This window comes from Acidovorax sp. Q11 (assembly GCF_054950075.1).
The window spans coordinates 1-20,165 of sequence record NZ_JBUDZG010000052.1 but is presented as its reverse complement, the minus strand read 5'-3'; the positions used below and the strand labels follow the sequence as shown (position 1 = coordinate 20,165).

17 protein-coding genes and 2 tRNA genes are annotated in these 20,165 nt (G+C 62.3%); 3 read left to right on the top strand and 16 right to left on the bottom strand.

Annotated elements, in window-relative coordinates:
• The first annotated feature begins 126 nt into the window (after window positions 1-126).
• The 3 genes from ACYZGB_RS22215 to ACYZGB_RS22205 all read left to right on the top strand — a co-directional run bounded on the left by ACYZGB_RS22215 (window position 127) and on the right by ACYZGB_RS22205 (window position 1,594).
• The gene (locus tag ACYZGB_RS22215; RefSeq protein WP_462391105.1) at window positions 127-417 is read left to right on the top strand and encodes a tyrosine-type recombinase/integrase; all 291 of its coding nucleotides are present in this window, start codon (window positions 127-129) and stop codon (window positions 415-417) included.
• A 133-nt stretch (window positions 418-550) separates the two neighbouring features.
• A complete protein-coding gene (locus ACYZGB_RS22210; protein WP_056641851.1) occupies window positions 551-1,018 on the top strand; it encodes a helix-turn-helix domain-containing protein in 468 nt (155 codons plus the stop codon).
• Complete coding sequence (locus ACYZGB_RS22205; protein WP_462391100.1) at window positions 1,019-1,594, top strand: PIN domain-containing protein; 576 nt, start codon at window positions 1,019-1,021, stop codon at window positions 1,592-1,594.
• 89 nt (window positions 1,595-1,683) lie between these two features.
• Here the strand turns inward: ACYZGB_RS22205 and ACYZGB_RS22200 are convergent.
• The 16 genes from ACYZGB_RS22200 to ACYZGB_RS22125 all read right to left on the bottom strand — a co-directional run.
• A tRNA-Phe gene (locus ACYZGB_RS22200) sits at window positions 1,684-1,759 on the bottom strand.
• A 52-nt stretch (window positions 1,760-1,811) separates the two neighbouring features.
• Window positions 1,812-2,495: a response regulator gene (locus tag ACYZGB_RS22195; RefSeq protein WP_462391098.1), complete on the bottom strand. Its 684-nt coding sequence runs from the start codon at window positions 2,493-2,495 to the stop codon at window positions 1,812-1,814.
• 45 nt (window positions 2,496-2,540) lie between these two features.
• Window positions 2,541-4,835, bottom strand: a complete 2,295-nt coding sequence (locus ACYZGB_RS22190) for a sensor histidine kinase (RefSeq protein ID WP_462391096.1) — start codon at window positions 4,833-4,835, stop codon at window positions 2,541-2,543.
• Window positions 4,832-5,386: a DUF4390 domain-containing protein gene (locus ACYZGB_RS22185; protein WP_462391094.1), complete on the bottom strand. Its 555-nt coding sequence runs from the start codon at window positions 5,384-5,386 to the stop codon at window positions 4,832-4,834. The genes ACYZGB_RS22190 and ACYZGB_RS22185 overlap by 4 nt, the downstream gene beginning before the upstream one ends.
• 70 nt (window positions 5,387-5,456) lie before the next feature.
• Entirely contained in the window at window positions 5,457-6,782 is a 1,326-nt protein-coding gene (gene rsmB / locus ACYZGB_RS22180) for a 16S rRNA (cytosine(967)-C(5))-methyltransferase RsmB (RefSeq protein WP_462391103.1), read from the bottom strand.
• Between the two features lie 180 nt (window positions 6,783-6,962).
• Complete coding sequence (locus ACYZGB_RS22175; protein ID WP_462391092.1) at window positions 6,963-7,559, bottom strand: LemA family protein; 597 nt, start codon at window positions 7,557-7,559, stop codon at window positions 6,963-6,965.
• A 149-nt stretch (window positions 7,560-7,708) separates the two neighbouring features.
• Window positions 7,709-11,944 carry a DNA-directed RNA polymerase subunit beta' gene (gene rpoC / locus ACYZGB_RS22170; protein ID WP_462391090.1) on the bottom strand — a complete coding sequence of 1,412 codons (4,236 nt, stop codon included), beginning with the start codon at window positions 11,942-11,944 and terminating at the stop codon, window positions 7,709-7,711.
• Between the two features lie 21 nt (window positions 11,945-11,965).
• Window positions 11,966-16,078 carry a DNA-directed RNA polymerase subunit beta gene (gene rpoB, locus ACYZGB_RS22165; RefSeq protein ID WP_462391088.1) on the bottom strand — a complete coding sequence of 1,371 codons (4,113 nt, stop codon included), beginning with the start codon at window positions 16,076-16,078 and terminating at the stop codon, window positions 11,966-11,968.
• Between the two features lie 267 nt (window positions 16,079-16,345).
• The gene (gene rplL / locus ACYZGB_RS22160; protein WP_008907085.1) at window positions 16,346-16,723 is read right to left on the bottom strand and encodes a 50S ribosomal protein L7/L12; all 378 of its coding nucleotides are present in this window, start codon (window positions 16,721-16,723) and stop codon (window positions 16,346-16,348) included.
• Window positions 16,724-16,763: 40 nt separating this feature from the next.
• Window positions 16,764-17,288 (bottom strand): 50S ribosomal protein L10, encoded by a 525-nt coding sequence (gene rplJ / locus ACYZGB_RS22155; RefSeq protein ID WP_063459214.1) that lies wholly within the window; start codon window positions 17,286-17,288, stop codon window positions 16,764-16,766.
• Between the two features lie 239 nt (window positions 17,289-17,527).
• Window positions 17,528-18,223 carry a 50S ribosomal protein L1 gene (gene rplA, locus ACYZGB_RS22150; RefSeq protein WP_462391085.1) on the bottom strand — a complete coding sequence of 232 codons (696 nt, stop codon included), beginning with the start codon at window positions 18,221-18,223 and terminating at the stop codon, window positions 17,528-17,530.
• Between the two features lies 1 nt (window position 18,224).
• Window positions 18,225-18,656, bottom strand: a complete 432-nt coding sequence (rplK, locus tag ACYZGB_RS22145; protein WP_063459212.1) for a 50S ribosomal protein L11 — start codon at window positions 18,654-18,656, stop codon at window positions 18,225-18,227.
• Between the two features lie 160 nt (window positions 18,657-18,816).
• Complete coding sequence (gene nusG, locus ACYZGB_RS22140) at window positions 18,817-19,413, bottom strand: transcription termination/antitermination protein NusG (RefSeq protein WP_063459211.1); 597 nt, start codon at window positions 19,411-19,413, stop codon at window positions 18,817-18,819.
• Window positions 19,410-19,796, bottom strand: coding sequence for a preprotein translocase subunit SecE (secE, locus tag ACYZGB_RS22135; RefSeq protein WP_462391082.1), 387 nt, complete (start codon window positions 19,794-19,796; stop codon window positions 19,410-19,412). The genes nusG and secE overlap by 4 nt, the downstream gene beginning before the upstream one ends.
• Window positions 19,797-19,887: 91 nt before the next feature.
• Window positions 19,888-19,963: transfer RNA gene (locus tag ACYZGB_RS22130), tRNA-Trp, on the bottom strand.
• Between the two features lie 14 nt (window positions 19,964-19,977).
• On the bottom strand, window positions 19,978-20,165 hold a 188-nt coding region (locus ACYZGB_RS22125), incomplete at its 5' end, for an EF-Tu C-terminal domain-related protein (RefSeq protein ID WP_462391050.1).

The window sequence follows — 20,165 nt, the reverse complement described above, 5'->3', positions numbered from 1 at the left end:
CATGTCCATGGTGATCACTCCTCGAACCCCACTGCTTAAATAAACAGCAGGGTAGGTTGAACACCTGGCTCATTTTTACTTCGGCCCTACCTAGAAAACTGGCTCAGTTTCCGGTCGGCGCCAACACTGGCGGCTGTCATCGACAGGATCAACCAACGGCCCAGGAAGGCCATCAGCGCGTTTCTGATTCAGGATGAGAACGGCCAGCCACTCAGCCAGGGGGCACTGCGCTCACGCTTTGACAAGGCGCGCACGCTGGCGAAGGTGAATTTTCAGTTTCGGGACATTCGGGCGAAGGCTGCGACCGACACGGGTGACCTGGCCCACTCGCAAAAGCTGCTGGCGCACAAGAATCGGGAAATGACAGAGCACTACGTGAAAAGTCGAGTTGGAGAGCGCGTAAGACCCCTCCGGTAGCTACTCCCCCCTGTTTGGATGCCGCAGATCACGCTGACCTATGCGGGAACTTCGTTTAATTCGATTGATTCGAATAATGCGAATATGCATAAAATGACTCAAAGTCTTTTCTGAGCACCCCTAGGAGAACCAAATGAAAGCGCCAGACCTGCTTGAACCAGTAGTGAGCGAAGAGGAGGCGGAAATGGCCAAGGTGGCCTATCGCTGCCTCACAACAGCCCTAGATCACTCGAATGCGCCACGCATCGTGCTGGTCGATGAGGGCGGCAAAGAGACAGACGCACCGGCACTGGTGCTTCCTCCACAGGCCCTGCGATTTTTCGCCGAAGTCCTTAAGAGAATGGCTCAGCAGCAGCCGATCGTCCTCATGCCTCAGAGACACGAACTGACAACACAAGAGGCCGCAGCCTTCCTCAACGTCTCGCGCCCGTTCGTCATCAAGGAGATTGAGGCCGGCCGATTGAAGTGCCACAAGGTCAATCGGCATAGGCGCATTGAGTACGCTGAACTACAGCGTTACAAGGCTGAGCAACGGACGAACACCGCTGCCGCTCTGCAAGAGCTGACAGACCTGTCAGAGGACCTAGGAATGGAATTTTGAATGGCAGGCTCAGCACGTTACACGGCGATCTTGGATGCCAACACGCTGTATCCGACTCTCGTTCGTGATCTCTTGCTCAGCCTGGCTGCAGCGGGCCTGTATCACGCACGATGGACCGATGCGATTCATGAAGAATGGACGCGCAACTTGGCCCATGACAAACCGGAGTACGCAGGCAAATTGCCAGCCATCGTGGCCGCGATGAACCGAGCGATTCCAGATTGTTTGGTCCAGAACTATCAGCCCCTCGTGGGCTGTATCACACTGCCGGACCCCAAGGATCAACACGTTTTGGCTGCAGCGATCGCGGGCCATGCCGATGCAATCGTCACGTTCAACACCAAGGACTTTCCTCTGTCGGTCTTGGCCCCTCACGGCATTGAGGTTCAGCACCCGGACGACTTCGTGATGAACCAGCTCCAGCTCCAAGAATTGAGCGCCCTCGAAGCCATCAAGATGATGCGTGCGCGCTGGAAAAACCCTCCGCGCTCCGCCAACGAACTGATCGAGGCGTTGGAGAAAAGGATGATGCCGCTCTCTGCGGCTCACCTGCGCGAGGCACAGGGCCTGATCTAGAGCCCACCCCAATTGCGCTTTTTGTAGAAATGCGCGCGCAAATGTAGAAACGCCCCAGAACCCTTTCGGGCGCTGGGGCGCATGAACACTGGTGGCCTGGGGCGGAATCGAACCACCGACACAAGGATTTTCAATCCTCTGCTCTACCGACTGAGCTACCGGGCCTGAGCCTCAAATTATAGCCAGAAAATTGGAGGCTTTTGAAAGTCTGCAGAAATTAATTGCGCTTGCCCCGCCCCAGGTCCACGCCCAGCTGGCGCAGCTTGCGGTACAGGTGGGTGCGCTCCAAGCCGGTTTTCTCGGCCACGCGGGTCATGGAGCCGCCTTCGCGGGCGAGGTGGAACTCGAAGTAGGCCTTTTCGAAGCCGTCGCGCGCCTCGCGCAAGGGGCGGTCCAGGTCGAAGCCCTGGTGTGCATGGGGGCCAGCGTCCACACCGGCCATGGCGGTTGCCACGGCGGGCATCTGTGCAAAGGTGGGGTCGGCCGGTGCAGCGGCAGGCACCTGAGCCGCAGCCACGGGGGCAGCCTGGTGGGCAGCGTTGCGGGCCAGGCCCTGCTCTACGGCCTTCAGGAGCTTTTGCAGGGTGATGGGTTTTTCGAGGAACGAGAACGCCCCGATGCGGGTGGCCTCCACGGCGGTGTCGATGGTGGCGTGGCCGCTCATCATGATCACGGGCATGGTGAGCACGCCTGCGGTGGCCCATTCCTTGAGCAGCGAGACGCCGTCGGTGTCGGGCATCCAGATATCCAGCAGCACCAGGTCGTAGCTGTTGCCTGCGCGGGCGCTTCGGGCCTGGGTCGCATTTTCTGCGAGGTCTACGCTGTGACCTTCGTCGTTCAGGATTTCCGACAGCAGGTCACGAATGCCGAGCTCATCATCGACCACCAGAATGTTTGCCATGTGTGTTGAAGCGCCTTGGGGAGAGACTGCGGGGCGGTGTTGTTATCACGCCACCGCTGGTACAGGGGCGAATGATAACGACACTTGGGCCCCGCGCACCACGCCGTCGTCGGTGCGGTTGGACAGGTCGATGCGCGCACCGTGTTCATCTGCGATCTTTTTGACCACGGCCAAACCCAGGCCGGTGCCCCGGGGTTTGGTGGTGACATAGGGTTCAAAGGCACGCTGCAGGATGTGGGGCGGAAAGCCGCCGCCGCTGTCTGACACGGTGAGCCGCACACGCCGCGAGGACTCGCTCCAGCGGGTGCTGATGCGCACCGGTTGCAGCACCGCTTCGGCGTCATCGGCGCGGGCCTGCTCGGTGGCGTCCTGTGCGTTCTGCAGCAGGTTGTGCACCACCTGCCGCAGTTGCTGTGCGTCACCGGCAATCCAGGGGCAGCGCGGGTCCAGCTCGGCTTCTACAGGGACGGTGGCGTTTTCTTCCCCATACAAATGCAGCACGTCGGCCACCAGGGCATTGAGGTCCAGCGCGTGCAGTTCTGCTGCGGGCAGGCGGGCGTAGTCGCGGAACTCGTTGACCAGCCGCTTCATGGCATCGACCTGGTCCACGATGGTTTTGACGGACTTGGCGAGGATGGCCTGTTCGGGCCCGGGCAGCTTGCCCGAGAGCTTCATTTCCAGCCGCTCTGCCGACAGCTGGATGGGGGTCAGGGGGTTCTTGATTTCGTGTGCAAGGCGCCGCGCGACCTCGCCCCAGGCCTGCGCACGCTGGGCAGAAACGATTTCAGAAATGTCGTCAAAAACCAACAGTCGAGCCGAATCGGGCAGCTCCGCGCCCCGCGCGACAAGGCTGGTGGCGTGTTGCCCGGCCCCGCCCGCCGAGGCGTGCAGCTCAAACGGCTGCTGCCAGTGGTCGAGGCCATGGCGTTCGTGGTCGCCCAGAAAGGCATCGAAATGCCGCTGGACCGCAGCAGCAAACTCGGCCAGGCCCGGCACCTCCGACAGCGGGCGGCCTTCGAACGCGGCCATGGGCGCACGCAGGATGCGGGTGGCGCCGGGGTTGGAGGAGTGGATCAGCCCCTGGGCATCGAGCACGATGACCCCGGCCGTGAGGTTGTCCAGGATGGTCTGCAGGTTGGCGCGGGCGGCGTCCACCTCGCCCATGCTCAGCTCCACCGCCTGGCGCGCGTCCGCCAGCTGCTGGGTCATGAGTGCAAACGAACGCGTGAGGCCGCCCAGCTCGTCCTTGCCCTGCAAGGCGGCCTTGGGGCTGAGGTTGCCTGCGGCCACCTCGCGCACGCCTTCGGCCAGCACGAGCAGGGGCCGCACAAGCTGGTTGCCCAGCAGCACGGCCAGCAGCACGGCGCCAAACACCGCGAGGAACAGGCTGAGCGTGAGCGTGCCCACATACATGCGCCGCAAACCGCCGCGCGCCAGTGCGCGCTCCTGGTACTCGCGGTTGGCCTCCTGCACCGCAATCGCGTTGGCCACCAGCGCGGGCGGCAGGGGCAGCGTGGCTTGTAGATACCGGGGCTCCACCAGCAGCCCCACGCTGGGGCTGGCCACCAGCGCGAGCACCTTCACGCGCGCATTCTGTGCGGCGGCCGGGTCGGCGATGTCGTCCAGCCCTTCGATCTGCGCCGTGGCGCGCTGCTGGCGCACGGTGCGCAGCAGCGATGCGCCCGGTCGCTCGGGGTTGAGGCTGAAGCGCGACTGCCCGGCACTGGCCACTGCCTGGCCTGCGGCATTCCAGAGCACCACGTCGGTGGCGCCCAGCTGGTCGCGAATGCGCTCCAGCACCAGGCCCGCCGTGGCGTCGGGCACCTGGGCCACCTGGGTGCTGGCGTTGCGGGTTTTGGCCGCCATGTCGGCGGCCAGGGAATCCAGCGACACGCGGGCCAGGCTGACCCCGGCCGAGAGCGCCCCTTCCACCTTCACGTCAAACCAGCTTTCGATCGAGCGTGTGACGAACTGGTAGGACACCACATAGATCAGCAAGCCCGGCATGAGCCCCACCACCGCAAAGATCGCGGCCAGCTTGACCAGCAAGCGGCTGCCAAACCGCCCCTTGCGCAGACGCATGCCCAGCCGCACGGCCACCCAGACCAGCACGCCCAGCAGCAGCAGGGCCACAAACACGTTCACGCCAAACAGCCAGGCGTAGTTGCGTTCGTACAAAGCCCGGTTGTTGGTGGCCAGGGTCAGCAGGAACATCAGCACCAGCCCGATGGCCGACATGATGGCCGCCCCCACCCCCACGGCCCAGCGCACGGCGCGGGACTGGCGCGCGGTGGTGTGGGTGGACGGCGGTGCGCCCGCCGGGGTGCCGCCCGTGCTCACCTGGCTGGCTCCGCGCCCAGGCGCTGGCTGCGGGACACCAGCAGGTTCCAGCCCGAGCGCCCCACGGCGCCGATCTGGAAAGGACGGGGCAGCTGGGACATGTCGAGCCGGAAGCGGAAGTTGACCGTGTGCACGGCATCGGCCTCGATCACATCACGTTCAGCGATCTTCCAGCGCGAAAATCGCTGAATGGATGCCATCGCCTCATCGTAACTGTCAAAGTTCTGCCCCAGGACCACCCCCAGGCCGCTGTTGGTGAAGGGCACGGCAGAGATGTTGAGGCGCCAGCGGCGGGTCAGCGGCTGGTAGCTCAACCGGAAGTAGCGCGTGGTTTCGGCCACAAGGCGGTCGGACCAGTACCAGCGGTCGCGCAGCACCTGCGCATCGGCCACAAAAAACATCGGGATGCCTTTGTAGAGCGCATCTTCGGCCAGCTCTGGCAGGTCAAACTGGAGGTTGGCCCCGAGGTAGAGGCCGTCTTCGGCGCGCTCCAGGCGCAGCTCGCCCACTTCGGCATTGGCGGCCTGGGCAGCGGTGGCGGGGGAGGCCAAGAGCCCGGCCCACAGACACAGCCACAAAACTGCGGCGCAAAACAGCAACCAATGGACCCCAGCGGGCCCATTACGGCGATTTTTGCAACAGTGCGTAAAAAAATCCGTCGTGATCACCGATCTGATTGTCCGGGACTGCCCCGCCCTTGTCCGCGTTGCCGGGAATTAAATGGCCCGGCGATGGCTGCAATTGCGCATCGGTGTTGTGCGCAAGAAACGTTTGCACCTGGGCGTCGCCTTCGGCGCGGAACACCGAGCAGGTGCAGTACAGCAGGCGCCCACCGGGGCGCAGCAGGGGCCACAAGGCCTTCAGCAGCTGCGCCTGCAAAGCGGCGAGTTGGGCAATGTCGCTCTCCCGGCGCAGCCAGCGCACGTCGGGATGGCGGCGCACGATGCCCGATGCGGTGCAGGGTGCGTCGAGCAGGATGGCATCGAACAGCGCACCACCACAATGCGCCCGCCACCAGTCCTGCGGGCGGGCCGCGTCGGCGACGAGGACCTGGGCGCTCAGCCCCAGGCGCTGCAGCGTGTCGCCAATGCGGGCGCTGCGGGTGGCATCAATCTCCAGCGCCGTGACGTGCATCGGCGCGCCAGGGGCGGCCATTTCCAGCAGGTGCGCGGTTTTGCCGCCGGGGGCGGCGCAGGCGTCCAGCACCCGCAGGGGCTGCGCCAGGTCCAGCCCCTGCAGCAATAAGGGCGCCGCCATCTGGGCGGCGGCGTCCTGCACCGACACCCAGCCTTCGGCAAAGCCGGGCAGCGATGGCACGGGCACAGGGTGCTGCAGGGCCAGGCCCGTGCCACCTGCGGGAAATGCTTCCAAATTAATAGCACTTAACGCTTGCTGGTAGCGCGGCAACGTGCATTTTTGCTTATTGATGCGCAACGTCATGGGCGCATGGGCGTTGTTGGCCCGCAGGATCTGCTCCCAGTGCTGGGGGTGGTCCTTGCGCAGCCGCTGGATCCACCACGCCGGGTGGTTAAAGCGGGCTACCGGGTCATTGTCGGTGGCGGCCACCAGTGCGTCGCGTTCCCGCAGAAAGCGGCGCAGGCAGCCGTTGATGAACGACGCCTGGGCCCGCGTGGCGGGATGGTGCTTGGCGGCTTCCACCGCCTGGTTGACCAGGGTAAAGGCTTCGTAGGGCGCCTCGTCCGGGTTCCAACCCAGAGCCAGCGCTGTGCACAGCAGGGCATCGGCAGCCGGGGGGGGCGTGCGGGCAGCCAGCTGGCGGCGCAGGGCATCGGCGCGGCCCAGCTGCCGCAGCACCTGGAACAGCAGGGCCTGCACCCCGGGGCGCAGGCCCCCATCAACCGCTGCAAGGGCCGCCGTGCCCGACTGGCCGCTGCGAATGGCCTGCAAGGCCCCTGCCACAGCGGTCAACTGCTGCCACAGGGCCACCGCGCCAGCCGGCGTGGCGCCCAGGGGCGCACCCGGCGATGTGCCCGGCGCCCCCGCCGGGCCCCCACTGGCACGCGGGCGTGGAAGGCGGGAGGGGCGGCTGCCGCCAGGGCGGCCCGGGCGGTGGGAAGAAGGAGGATTCATCGTGGTCCTGAAAACCGGCTGCGGCGGTCGCGCGCGCTACAGCGCGCGCGCCGCCTTGAAGCCAAAGACCCAGGCCAGCAGGCTGGCCGGGAACTGCGCAATGGCCGCGTTGTAGTGCTGCACCGCATCGTTGAACACCTGGATGGCTTGGGTGTTCTGCTGCTGGTGCTCGTCCCAGCGGATCTGCCAGATCGACAGGGCCGTGACGGCGGGCTCCGCCGCGCCCTGCGGCGCAGGGTCCGCGTCTGGCGCCCCTGTGGCGGGTTGCACCACGCCCACGACGCCCAGCCAGGTGGCCAACAACACATCGCGCGCGGCAGCCAGGGCCGCCACGGCGTCTGGCTGCAGCGGGCGGGCGCGCGCCACGGCCAGCGAGGCACTCAGCTGGGTGGTAGCACCTTGCAAGGCCGCCACCTCCTGCTCGCCCGCCCCGGCCAGCAAGCGCCCCCGCTGCACGGCGATGGCGGCATCAAACTCGCCCAGCAACGCCACCAGGCGCACCATGTGGGCGTCGAAGCTGCCAAACGACTGCACCACCGCCGAACGCAGCCGCATCAGGCGGTTGTAGGCCCCGAGGGCCCAGAACAGGAGGACGGCAAAAGCGATCCAGAAAAGGGGCGATGACCACAACATGCGCAGTTGCTGGTGGCGCGGGCTGCTCGCGCTCCAGCCCGGGAAAGGGGTGAGAAAAAAGAAAGAACCTGGGAGTCCGGCGTTCCATGAAAAACGCCCCCGGCCTGCCAGGGGACAGGGCGGGAGCGTTTCAGTGACAGCCGGAAGGCTTAGTCGGCCGCTGCGTCGGTTGCGGTGACGCTGCTGGTGTCGGCCTCGGTGGCGTCAGACTGGGCAGCCATTTCAGCCGCTTCGGCTTCGGCAATGGCACGGCGCTCGGCGTCGTCCATGGCGTCCTTGGCCTTGCGTGCCTGGTGGTAAGCCAAGCCCGTACCGGCAGGGATCAGGCGACCCACGATCACGTTTTCCTTCAGGCCACGCAGCTCGTCGCGCTTGCCCATGATGGCAGCCTCGGTGAGCACACGGGTCGTTTCCTGGAAGGAAGCGGCCGAGATGAACGAGTCGGTGGACAGCGATGCCTTCGTGATACCCAGCAGCAGGTTGCTGTAGGTCGCGGGGATCTTGCCTTCGGACTGCAGAGCCTCGTTGGTGTTGAGGATCTCGGAACGCTCGACCTGCTCGCCAGCGATGTAGTTCGACTCGCCGACGTTCTCGACCACGACGCGGCGCAGCATCTGACGAACGATCACCTCGATGTGCTTGTCGTTGATCTTCACGCCCTGCAAGCGGTACACGTCCTGCACTTCATCAACGATGTAGCGCGACAGCTCTTCGATGCCCAGCAAACGCAGGATGTCTTGTGGGTCGGCCGGGCCGTCCACAATCGATTCGCCCTTGTTCACCACCTGGCCTTCGTGCACCAGGATGTTCTTTTCCTTGGGCACGAGTTCTTCGAACACGCGGCCTTCGGGGTCAGTGATCTGCAGGCGGACCTTGCCCTTGGTTTCCTTGCCGAACGACACGGTACCGGTCATTTCGGCCAGCGTGCCCTTGTCCTTCGGCGTACGGGCTTCGAACAGCTCGGCCACGCGGGGCAGACCGCCGGTAATGTCGCGGGTCTTCTGACCTTCGACCGGGATACGGGCCAGCACTTCGCCGGGGCCCACGTCCTGGCCATCGCGCACCTGGATCAGCGCGCCGACCTGGAAGCCGATGGTCACCGAGTGGTCGGTGCCAGGGATCTTCACTTCGTTGCCCTGGGCGTCGATCAGCTTCACCTGTGGACGAACGACCTTGGCAGCGCCGCGGCGCTTGGGGTCGATCACCACCAGCGTGGACAGGCCGGTCACTTCATCGACCTGCTTGGCCACCGTCAGGCCTTCTTCGACGTTCTCGAACTTGGTCTGGCCGGCGAACTCGGTGATGATGGGGCGCGTCAGCGGATCCCAGTTGGCGAGGATGGTGCCAGCCTTGATGGTCTGGTCGGCCTTCACCGTCAGCGTCGCGCCGTAAGGCACCTTGTGGCGTTCGCGTTCGCGGCCATGCTCGTCCTGGATGATGATTTCACCCGAACGTGCAATCACCACCAGCTCACCCTTGGTGTTGCTCACGTAGCGCATCGTGGCGTTGAAGCCGATCACGCCGTTGGACTTGGCTTCCACGCTCGATGCGATGGCGGCACGCGAAGCGGCACCACCGATGTGGAACGTACGCATGGTCAGCTGCGTGCCGGGTTCGCCGATGGACTGGGCAGCGATCACACCCACGGCTTCGCCGAGGTTGATCAGGCCGCCACGGCCCAGGTCGCGGCCATAGCATCGGGCGCACAGGCCGTAGCGGGTTTCGCAGGTCAGGGCCGTGCGCACCTTCACTTCGTCCACACCAGCGGCTTCGAGTTCCTCGATGAGGTCTTCTTCCAGCATCACGCCAGCAGGCACCAGCACCGAACGGTTTTCGGGGTGCAGCACATCCTCAGCTGCAGTGCGGCCCAGGATACGGTCGCGCAGCGATTCGATCACTTCACCGCCTTCAACGATGGCGCGCATCAGCGAACCATTGGACGTGCCGCAATCCTCTTCGGTCACGACCAGATCCTGCGTCACGTCCACCAGACGGCGGGTGAGGTAACCGGAGTTGGCGGTCTTCAGCGCCGTGTCGGCCAGACCCTTACGGGCGCCGTGGGTGGAGATGAAGTACTCCAGCACGTTCAGACCTTCGCGGAAGTTCGCGGTGATAGGCGTCTCGATGATCGAGCCGTCTGGCTTGGCCATCAGGCCCCGCATACCGGCCACCTGGCGGATCTGGGCGGCAGAACCCCGGGCGCCGGAGTCGGCCATCATGTAGATGGAGTTGAAGGACTCCTGGTCCACTTCCTTGCCGTGGCGGTCGATGACCTTCTGCTTGGACAGCTGGGCCATCATCACCTTGGACACTTCGTCGCCGGCCTTGCCCCAGATGTCCACCACCTTGTTGTAGCGCTCGCCTGAGGTGACCAGACCGGACACATACTGCTGTTCGATCTCCTTCACTTCCTTCTCAGAGCGCTCGATGATGCCGGCCTTTTGCGGCGGCACCAGCATGTCGTCGATGGCGATGGAGATACCAGCGCGCGTGGCCAGACGGAAGCCGTTTTGCAGCAGCTTGTCGGCGAACACGACCGTTTCCTTCAAACCGCACTTGCGGAAGGACACGTTGATCAGGCGCGAGATTTCCTTCTTCTTGAGTGCCTTGTTCATGTTGGAGAACGGCAGGCCCTTGGGCAGGATCTCGGACAGCAGCGCGCGGCCCACGGTGGTTTCCACCAGCGAGGTCGATGGTTCGAACTCGCCGGTTTCCTTGTTCTTGCTCCACTCGGTCATGCGCACCGTGATCTTGGCGGCCAGTTCGACCTGGCCAGCGTCCAGAGCACGCTGCACTTCACCGGTGTCCGCAAACACCAGGCCTTCGCCCTTGCCGTTGATGCGGTCGCGGGTGGCGTAGTACAGGCCCAGCACCACGTCCTGCGAAGGCACGATGGAGGGTTCGCCCGAGGCGGGGAAGAGCACGTTGTTGGAGGCCAGCATCAGCGTGCGGGCTTCCATTTGTGCTTCCACCGACAGCGGGACGTGGACAGCCATCTGGTCACCGTCGAAGTCGGCGTTGAAGGCCGCGCAGACGAGGGGGTGCAGCTGGATGGCCTTGCCTTCGATCAGGATAGGCTCAAAGGCCTGGATACCCAAACGGTGCAGCGTAGGCGCACGGTTCAGCATCACGGGGTGCTCTTTGATCACCTCTTCCAGGATGTCCCACACCACGGGGGTGCCAGATTCGACTTCCTTCTTGGCGGCCTTGATCGTCGTCGCGATGCCCATGGCTTCGAGGCGCGAGAAGATGAAGGGCTTGAACAGCTCCAGCGCCATCAGCTTGGGCAGACCGCACTGGTGCAGCTTGAGCGTTGGGCCCACGGTGATCACGGAACGACCCGAGTAGTCCACGCGCTTGCCCAACAAGTTCTGGCGGAAACGGCCGGACTTGCCCTTGATCATGTCGGCCAGCGACTTCAGGGCACGCTTGTTGGCGCCCGTCATGGCCTTGCCACGGCGGCCGTTGTCCAGCAGCGAGTCAACGGCTTCCTGCAGCATCCGCTTTTCGTTGCGGGCGATGATTTCAGGGGCCTTCAGCTCCAGCAGGCGGCGCAGACGCGAGTTGCGGTTGATGACGCGGCGGTACAGGTCGTTCAGGTCGGAGGTCGCGAAACGGCCGCCGTCCAGCGGCACCAGCGGACGCAGGTCCGGCGGCAGCACGGGCAGCACTTCGAGCACCATCCACTCGGGCTTGATGCCCGACTTCTTGAACGCTTCCAGCACCTTCAGGCGCTTGGCGTTCTTCTTGACCTTGACTTCAGAGCCGGTCAGATCACCACGCAGCCGTTCGATCGACAGGTCGATGTCGATGGATTCCAGCAGGTCCTTGATGCCTTCTGCGCCCATCTTGGCGATGAATTCGTCGCCGTATTCCTTGCGCTTGGCGTCGTAGTCGTCCTCGGACATGATGCTGAACTTCTTCAGCGGGGTCATGCCGGGGTCGGTCACCACATAGGCTTCAAAGTACAGCACGCGTTCGATGTCGCGCAGCGTCATGTCGAGCACCAGGCCCAGACGCGATGGCAGCGACTTCAGGAACCAGATGTGCGCGCAGGGCGCGGCCAGGTCGATGTGGCCCATGCGTTCGCGGCGCACCTTGGTCTGCGTGACTTCAACGCCGCACTTCTCGCAGATCACACCGCGGTGCTTCAAACGCTTGTACTTGCCGCACAGGCATTCGTAGTCCTTGATGGGGCCAAAGATCTTGGCGCAGAACAGGCCGTCGCGCTCGGGCTTGAACGTGCGGTAGTTGATGGTCTCAGGCTTCTTCACTTCGCCAAAAGACCACGAACGGATCTTCTCGGGCGAAGCCATGCCGATGCGGATGGCATCGAAATGCTCGTCCGGCGTGAATTGCTTGAACAGGTCGAGTAGCGATTTCATAGTGACTCTTTCCTTTTCTGCTTAGGAGCGTTCCAGCTCGATGTCCAGGCCCAGCGAACGGATTTCCTTGACCAGCACGTTGAACGATTCCGGCATGCCGGCTTCGATGGCGTGTTCGCCCTTGACGATGGATTCGTACACCTTGGTACGGCCCACCACGTCGTCGGACTTCACGGTCAGCATTTCCTGCAGCACGTAGGCGGCGCCGTAAGCTTCCAGCGCCCACACTTCCATTTCCCCGAAACGCTGGCCACCGAACTGCGCCTTACCACCCAGCGGCTGCTGCGTGACGAGCGAGTAAGGACCGGTCGAACGGGCATGCATCTTGTCGTCCACCAAATGGTGCAGCTTCAGGTAATGCATGTAGCCGATGGTCGTCGGGCGCTCGAAGCGCTCGCCCGTGCGGCCGTCGAACAGGTACGCCTGGGTGCGCGTGGACGTGAGGCCCTTGCGCTCGGCGATGTCGTCCGGATAGGCGATCTTGAGCATGTCCTTGATTTCTTCTTCCGAAGCACCATCGAACACAGGGGTCGCGTAAGGCACACCGCTCGTCAGGTTTTCCGCCATCGCCATCAGGTCGTCGTCGCTCAGTTGCGACAGATCTTCCTTGCGGCCGCGCGAGTTGTACACCTCTTCCAGGAACGTACGCAGTTCAGCCGCCTTGGCCTGTTCACGCAGCATGTCACCAATGCGCTGACCAATGCCCTTGCCGGCCCAGCCCAGGTGGACTTCCAGCACCTGCCCGATGTTCATCCGCGAGGGCACGCCCAGCGGGTTCAGAACGATGTCGGCAGGCGTGCCATCAGCCATGTAAGGCATGTCTTCGACCGGAACGATCTTGGACACCACACCCTTGTTACCGTGGCGACCGGCCATCTTGTCACCAGGCTGCAGGCGGCGCTTGACGGCCAGGTACACCTTGACCATCTTGAGCACGCCAGCAGGCAGCTCATCGCCTTGCGTGAGCTTCTTGCGCTTTTCTTCGAAAGCCAGGTCGAAGCTGTGGCGCGTCTGCTCCAGCGCGTTCTTGATGGATTCAAGCTGGGTGGCGACTTCGTCTTCCGCAGGGCGGATATCGAACCAGTGGAATTTTTCCACCGACGACAGATAGGCCTTGTCGAGCTTGGTGCCCTTGGACAGCTTTTGCGGGCCACCGTTGGCCACACGGCCAGTCAGCAGCTTTTCGATACGGTCGAACGCGTCGGCCTCGACGATGCGCAGCTGGTCGTTCAGGTCCAGGCGGAAGCGCTTGAGTTCATCGTCGATGATCTGCTGGGCGCGCTTGTCGCGCTGGATGCCTTCGCGGGTGAACACCTGCACGTCGATCACGGTGCCCGACGAGCCTTGATCCACGCGCAGCGAGGTGTCCTTCACGTCGGAAGCCTTCTCGCCGAAGATGGCGCGCAGCAGCTTCTCTTCGGGCGTGAGGGTGGTCTCGCCCTTGGGCGTGACCTTGCCGACCAGCGTATCGCCGGGCTGCACTTCGGCGCCCACGTAGATGATGCCGGACTCGTCCAGTCGGTTCAGTTGCTGTTCCGACAGGTTCGGAATGTCGCGCGTGATTTCTTCGGCGCCCAGCTTTGTGTCGCGGGCCATGACCACCAGTTCCTCGATGTGGATCGAGGTGTAGCGGTCTTCGGCCACCACGCGTTCGGAGATCAGGATCGAGTCTTCGAAGTTGTAGCCGTTCCAGGGCATGAAGGCGATCAGCATGTTTTGGCCGATAGCGATTTCGCCAAAGTCCGTCGATGCGCCGTCGGCCACCACGTCACCCTTGACCAGCTTGTCGCCCTTCTTGACGATGGGGCGCTGGTGGATGTTGGTGTTCTGGTTGGAACGCTGGTACTTGATGAGGTTGTAGATATCCACGCCCACTTCACCGGCCACAGCTTCGTCGTCGTTCACGCGCACCACGATGCGGGTGGCATCCACGTAGTCCACGATACCGCCACGGTTAGCGGTGACCACGGTGCCCGAGTCCACGGCAGCCACGCGCTCGATGCCCGTGCCCACCAGGGGCTTCTCAGGACGCAGCACAGGCACGGCCTGGCGCGACATGTTGGCGCCCATCAGCGCGCGGTTCGCATCGTCGTGCTCCAGGAACGGAACCAGCGAGGCAGCCACCGACACGATCTGTGCGGGCGACACGTCCATGTACTGCACGCGATCGGCGCCGCACAGGATTGATTCACCCTTTTCACGGGCAGAGACCAGCTCACCCGTCAGGCGGCCATCCTTGTCCAGGGTGGCGTTGGCCTGCGCGATCACGTACTTGCCTTCTTCGATGGCCGACAGGTAGTCGATCTCGTTTGTCACCTTGCCATCGGCCACGCGGCGATACGGCGTTTCGATAAAGCCGTACTCGTTCAGGCGGGCATACAGGGCCAGCGAGTTGATCAGACCGATGTTCGGACCTTCAGGCGTTTCGATAGGGCAGACGCGGCCGTAGTGGGTCACGTGCACGTCGCGCACTTCGAAGCCTGCGCGTTCGCGGGTCAAACCGCCTGGGCCCAGAGCCGACACACGGCGCTTGTGCGTGATTTCGGCCAGCGGGTTGGTCTGGTCCATGAACTGCGACAGCTGCGACGCACCGAAGAATTCCTTCAGGGCGGCCGAAATCGGCTTGCTGTTGATCAGGTCGTGAGGCATGAGCGGCTCTTGCTCGGCCTGGCCCAGACGTTCCTTCACGGCCTTTTCAATACGCGCCAGGCCCGTGCGGTACTGGTTTTCGGCCAATTCGCCCACACAGCGCACGCGGCGGTTGCCCAGGTGATCGATGTCATCGACTTCGCCGTTGCCGTTGCGCAGGTCGACCAGGATCTTGACCACGGCCAGGATGTCTTCGTTGGACAGCACCATGGGGCCGGTGGATTCGTCGCGGCCGATCTTGGCGTTGAACTTCATGCGGCCCACGCGCGACAGATCGTACGTGTCGGGGTTGTAGAACAGACGCTGGAACAGGGCCTGCACAGCGTCTTCCGTTGGCGGCTCGCCGGGGCGCATCATGCGGTAGATGGCAACGCGCGCAGCGAACTCGTCCACCGTTTCGTCGATGCGCAGGGTCTGCGACATGTACGCGCCCTGGTCGAGTTCGTTGGTGTAGATGCACTGCACATCCTGCACGCCGGCGCTGCGCAGCTTCTTGAGCAGCGCTTCGGTCAGCTCATCATTCGCCTTGGCGATGATTTCGCCGGTGTCGGCATCCACAATATTGCGGGCCACCACGCGGCCGATCAGGAAGTCTTCGGGCACGCTGATGTGCGTGGTGCCGGACTGCTCCAGTTCGCGGGTGTGGCGGGCCGTGACGCGCTTGTCCTTGGCCACGACAACCTTGCCAGACTTGTCGCTGATGTCGAAACGGGCCACTTCACCGCGCAGGCGCTCGGAGACGAACTCCATCTGCGCGCCGCTGTCCATCAGACGGAAGTTGTCGTTGACGAAGAAATTCGCCAGGATCGATTCGGGGTTCAGGCCGATGGCCTTGAGCAGGATCGTGACCGGCATCTTGCGGCGACGGTCCACGCGGAAATACAGGATGTCCTTGGGATCGAATTCGAAATCGAGCCACGAACCACGGTAGGGAATGATCCGCGCCGAGAACAGCAGCTTGCCCGAGCTGTGGGTCTTGCCCTTGTCGTGTTCGAAGAACACGCCTGGCGAGCGGTGCAGCTGCGAGACGATCACACGCTCGGTGCCATTGATGATGAAAGAGCCCTTGTCGGTCATCAGGGGCACTTCGCCCATGTAGACCTCTTGCTCCTTCACTTCCTTGACCACCTTGGACTGCGACGTGGAAGACTCGCGGTCATAGATGATCAGCTGGACCTTGGCACGCACGGCTGAGGCAAATGTCAGACCACGGGTCTGGCACTCGCGCACGTCGAAAGCTGGCTTGGCCAGGTTGTATTCGATGAACTTCATCTCCACAAAACCGTTGTGGGAGACGATGGGAAAGGCAGCGTCGAATGCAGCCTGAAGGCCTTCGATGGTTCTTTTCTGGGGTGCTTTATCAGCCTGCAGGAAAGCGGTGTAGGCATCCTTCTGCATCTGCAGCAGATAAGGAACTTCGAGCACGCTATCGCGGGTGCCGAAACTTTTGCGAATTCGCTTGCGTTCGGTGTAGGAATAGGCCATGAGATCTCCGGGCAAAGACATGAGTCCTGGGTCTTCGACGACTGACCCGCAAGGAGCGCTGTCTTTGCGGGCTTGGCGGTTGGCCACTACCAACCATGGCGGACGGTGATGCGTTGCACATCACCCGAACCAAGGCGTCTTCTGCTGTCGGGATTGACAGAAGACACTCGCAAATCCCAACAATGGGCGGGGCTTGCGGGTGCGCTCTGAAAGCACCAAAGGCTGGAGGCCCTTTGAGGAGCACTCCAGCCCTTGAGCGGGACCGAATTACTTGAGTTCGGCCTTGGCGCCAGCTTCCACCAGCTTCTTGACGGCAGCTTCGGCGTCAGCCTTGGCAATGCCTTCCTTGACGTTCTTGGGAGCGCCGTCCACCAGGTCCTTGGCTTCCTTGAGGCCCAGACCCGTGATTTCACGCACTGCCTTGATGACGGACACCTTGTTGGCGCCGGCTTCGGTCAGCACCACATTGAATTCCGTCTTTTCTTCAGCAGCAGCAGCGCCAGCGCCACCACCAGCGGCAGCAGGAGCAGCCATGGCTGCAGCGCTCACGCCAAACTTCTCTTCAATGGCCTTCACCAGGTCATTGAGTTCCAGGACCGTCATGCTGTCCAGCGCGGTCAAAAATGCGTCTTTGTCGAATGCCATTTTGATTTCCTAACAATTTTGTTGGTTAACTGCCGAGCGTTCAAGCCGCGACAGGTTCGGCGGCCGGAGCGGCTGCGCCTTCGCCTTTTTTCGCCGCCAGCGCGCCCAGCACAACGGCCGTACGCGACATGGGGGACATAAGCAAGCCACAAATCTGGGCCAGCAGCACTTCCTTGGAAGGGATGTTGGCCAGTTGCTTAACGCCGTTGACGTCCAGGGCTTTACCACCGAAAGCGCCACCACGAATCACCAGCTTGTCGTTGGTCTTCGAGAAATCGGCCACCACTTTCGCGGCTGCCACGGCGTCTTCGGAGAAGCCATAGATCAGGGGACCGGTCATCTGGTCTGCTACCACGTCAAACTGGCTGCCAGCCACAGCACGGCGGGCCAGGGTGTTCTTCAGAACACTCAGGCTCACGCCCTTGCTGCGAGCTTCCACGCGCAGTTTGGTCATGTCGGCGACCGTGATGCCACGGTATTCCGCGATCACAAGCGTTTGAGCTTTAGCGGCGAGGCTGGTCACTTCACTGATGACCGCTTCTTTCTCACTGCGATTAAGACTCAAGGTCTACTCCTTAAATTGCACATTCGGGCTTTCACCCTCCCGCGCGCTCTTGTTGCAGCGACCAACTGTTTCGGAACGGATTCCATCTGCAGCGGGATCGCCATCTGCGTTGGCCTCAGAGGGATTAAGCACAAACTGGTTGCACACCAACGGTCTTGGATGGCCTGGAAGCACCTGCGACAGCACCCCCAGCCCACCACATCAGGCCTTTTGACAGGCCCGAAGATTTCTTATCGCAATTACGCTGCGATGGATTGCGTATCCACGCGGACGCCAACGCCCATCGTGGAGGACACAGCGACCTTGCGCAGGTACAAACCCTTGCTGGTTGCAGGCTTGGCCTTGTTCAGGGCTTCGATCAGCGCCGACAGGTTGCCTTGCAGCTTGTCGTTGTCGAACGAACGGCGGCCGATGGTGCTGTGCACGATACCGGCTTTGTCCACGCGGAACTGCACTTGACCTGCCTTGGCGTTCTTCACAGCCGTAGCAACGTCAGGCGTCACGGTGCCCACCTTGGGGTTAGGCATCAGGCCACGTGGGCCCAGGATCTGGCCCAGCGTACCCACGACGCGCATGGCGTCAGGAGCAGCGATCACCACGTCAAAAGGCATGTCACCAGCCTTGACCATGGCGGCCAGGTCGTCCATACCCACGATGTCGGCGCCAGCAGCCTTGGCTTCTTCAGCCTTGGCGCCTTGAGCGAACACGGCCACGCGGGTCGTCTTGCCAGTGCCGTTAGGCAGCACCACGGCGCCGCGAACCACTTGGTCCGACTTCTTTGCGTCGATGCCCAGTTGCACGGCCACGTCGATGGATTCGTCGAACTTTGCCGTAGCGGCTTCCTTCACGATCACAACTGCGTCGGCGAACGCGTACAGCTTGGTGCTGTCAACCTTGCCTTGCAGGGCTTTTTGCTTCTTGGTCAGCTTGGCCATCTTACAAACCCTCCACCGTCACGCCCATCGAGCGTGCAGAGCCAGCCAGCGTGCGCACAGCGGCGTCTACGTTGGCAGCGTTCATGTCCTTCATCTTGGTCTTGGCGATCTCTTCGAGCTGTTCGCGCGTGATCTTGCCAACCTTGATCTTCAGTGCGTTCGCAGAACCCTTTTCGAGCTTGATCGCCTTCTTGATCAGAGTCGTCGCAGGCGGCGTCTTGATGATGAAGGTAAAGCTCTTGTCTGCGAAGGCCGTGATGACCACGGGCAGTGGCAGACCGGGCTCGACACCTTGGGTCTGGGCATTGAATGCCTTGCAGAACTCCATGATGTTGAGGCCACGCTGGCCCAGTGCGGGACCGATTGGTGGGGATGGATTGGCCTTACCAGCTGGAACTTGCAGCTTGATAAAACCGACGATTTTCTTCGCCATGTTTTACTCCTTACGGGTCATAACGCCTGCGCTGCACCATGCAGCCACCGGCTCCCCGGGGTTAACGACTCACTTTCACGATGTCCGCACCGAGTCGAAAAGTGCGGCATCCATTTTTTGAACACGAAAACCTGAAAAGCCAAGCCTCGGATCGAAAGGCTCAGGTCTTCTCGACCTGCCCAAATTCCAGCTCAACTGGCGTAGAGCGGCCAAAGATCATCACGGAGACACGCACGCGGCTCTTTTCGTAATTGACTTCTTCGACGGAGCCATTGAAGTCCGTGAATGGGCCTTCCTTGACGCGGACCAGCTCACCGACCATGAATTCGATCTTATGGCGGGGCTTGTCGGTGCCTTCCTGCATCTGGCTGACGATCTTCTGCACTTCGTCCTCAGAGATCGGGGCGGGGCGATTCTTGGCACCACCCACAAAACCCGTCACCTTGTTGGTGTGCTTCACCAAGTGCCAGGTATCGTCGTCCATCACCATTTCAACGAACACGTAGCCAGGAAACAAGCGACGCTCTGTCGTCTTGCGCTGGCCGTTCTTCATTTCAACGACTTCTTCAGTCGGCACCAGAATGCGGCCAAACTTGTCCTGCATCCCCGAGCGGCTGATGCGCTCCTGGATATTGCGCTCCACAGCCTTCTCCATGCCGGAGTAGGCATGGACAATGTACCAACGCAGATCGGGATTTGCCGAAGCAGAAGCGCCTGCAGGAGCTTCTGCTCCAGTGATTTCCGCAGCGGTCGTCATGATTTTCTCCACCCCAAAATCAAGTCGTACAAAACCCACTCCAGAGTCTTGTCGGTGAACCACAAGAACAGCGCCATGATCACCACAAAGGCGAACACATAAGCCGTCATCTGCAGGGTTTCCTTGCGCGTTGGCCAGACGACCTTCTTGACTTCGCGCCATGCATCTTTGGCAAAAGCGACAAATTGACGGCCCGACTCCGACACCAGGAAAACACCCGCCGCCGCAACCAAGCCAACAATCAGCGCAGCCCACTGCACGAGCGCACCTTGTTTGCTCAGCAAATAAAAGCCCGCCACCGATGCAATGACCAGAGCCACCACCGCTGCGAGCTTGGCCTTGTCTGCGCCTGTATTGACAGTTTCAACCTGTGATGTGGCCATCTTTGAGTGTTTCCTGCTTCCGATTCACGGCATCACTTAAGACACCGAAGCCCGCCAGGGTCTGGCGGGCTTGTTGTGGGCCACTTTCAAGTGGCAGGGGCAGTAGGAATCGAACCTACAACCTTCGGTTTTGGAGACCGACGCTCTGCCAATTGAGCTATACCCCTGTATACCTTGCTAATTAAGCAATGATCTTGGCCACGACGCCAGCGCCCACCGTGCGGCCGCCTTCGCGAATAGCAAAGCGCAGACCTTCTTCCATGGCGATGGGGTTGATCAGCTTCACAGTGATCGACACGTTGTCACCAGGCATGACCATTTCCTTGTCGGCTGGCAGCTCGATGGCGCCAGTCACGTCGGTCGTGCGGA

Coding starts and splice junctions, on each gene's coding strand:
- ACYZGB_RS22210 (WP_056641851.1), top strand. CDS start 551: ATGAAAGCGCCAGACCTGCTTGAACCAGTAGTGAGCGAAGAGGAGGCG.
- ACYZGB_RS22205 (WP_462391100.1), top strand. CDS start 1,019: ATGGCAGGCTCAGCACGTTACACGGCGATCTTGGATGCCAACACGCTG.
- ACYZGB_RS22195 (WP_462391098.1), bottom strand. CDS start 2,495: ATGGCAAACATTCTGGTGGTCGATGATGAGCTCGGCATTCGTGACCTG.
- ACYZGB_RS22175 (WP_462391092.1), bottom strand. CDS start 7,559: ATGTTGTGGTCATCGCCCCTTTTCTGGATCGCTTTTGCCGTCCTCCTG.
- rpoC (WP_462391090.1), bottom strand. CDS start 11,944: ATGAAATCGCTACTCGACCTGTTCAAGCAATTCACGCCGGACGAGCAT.
- rpoB (WP_462391088.1), bottom strand. CDS start 16,078: ATGGCCTATTCCTACACCGAACGCAAGCGAATTCGCAAAAGTTTCGGC.
- rplL (WP_008907085.1), bottom strand. CDS start 16,723: ATGGCATTCGACAAAGACGCATTTTTGACCGCGCTGGACAGCATGACG.
- rplA (WP_462391085.1), bottom strand. CDS start 18,223: ATGGCCAAGCTGACCAAGAAGCAAAAAGCCCTGCAAGGCAAGGTTGAC.
- rplK (WP_063459212.1), bottom strand. CDS start 18,656: ATGGCGAAGAAAATCGTCGGTTTTATCAAGCTGCAAGTTCCAGCTGGT.
- nusG (WP_063459211.1), bottom strand. CDS start 19,413: ATGACGACCGCTGCGGAAATCACTGGAGCAGAAGCTCCTGCAGGCGCT.
- secE (WP_462391082.1), bottom strand. CDS start 19,796: ATGGCCACATCACAGGTTGAAACTGTCAATACAGGCGCAGACAAGGCC.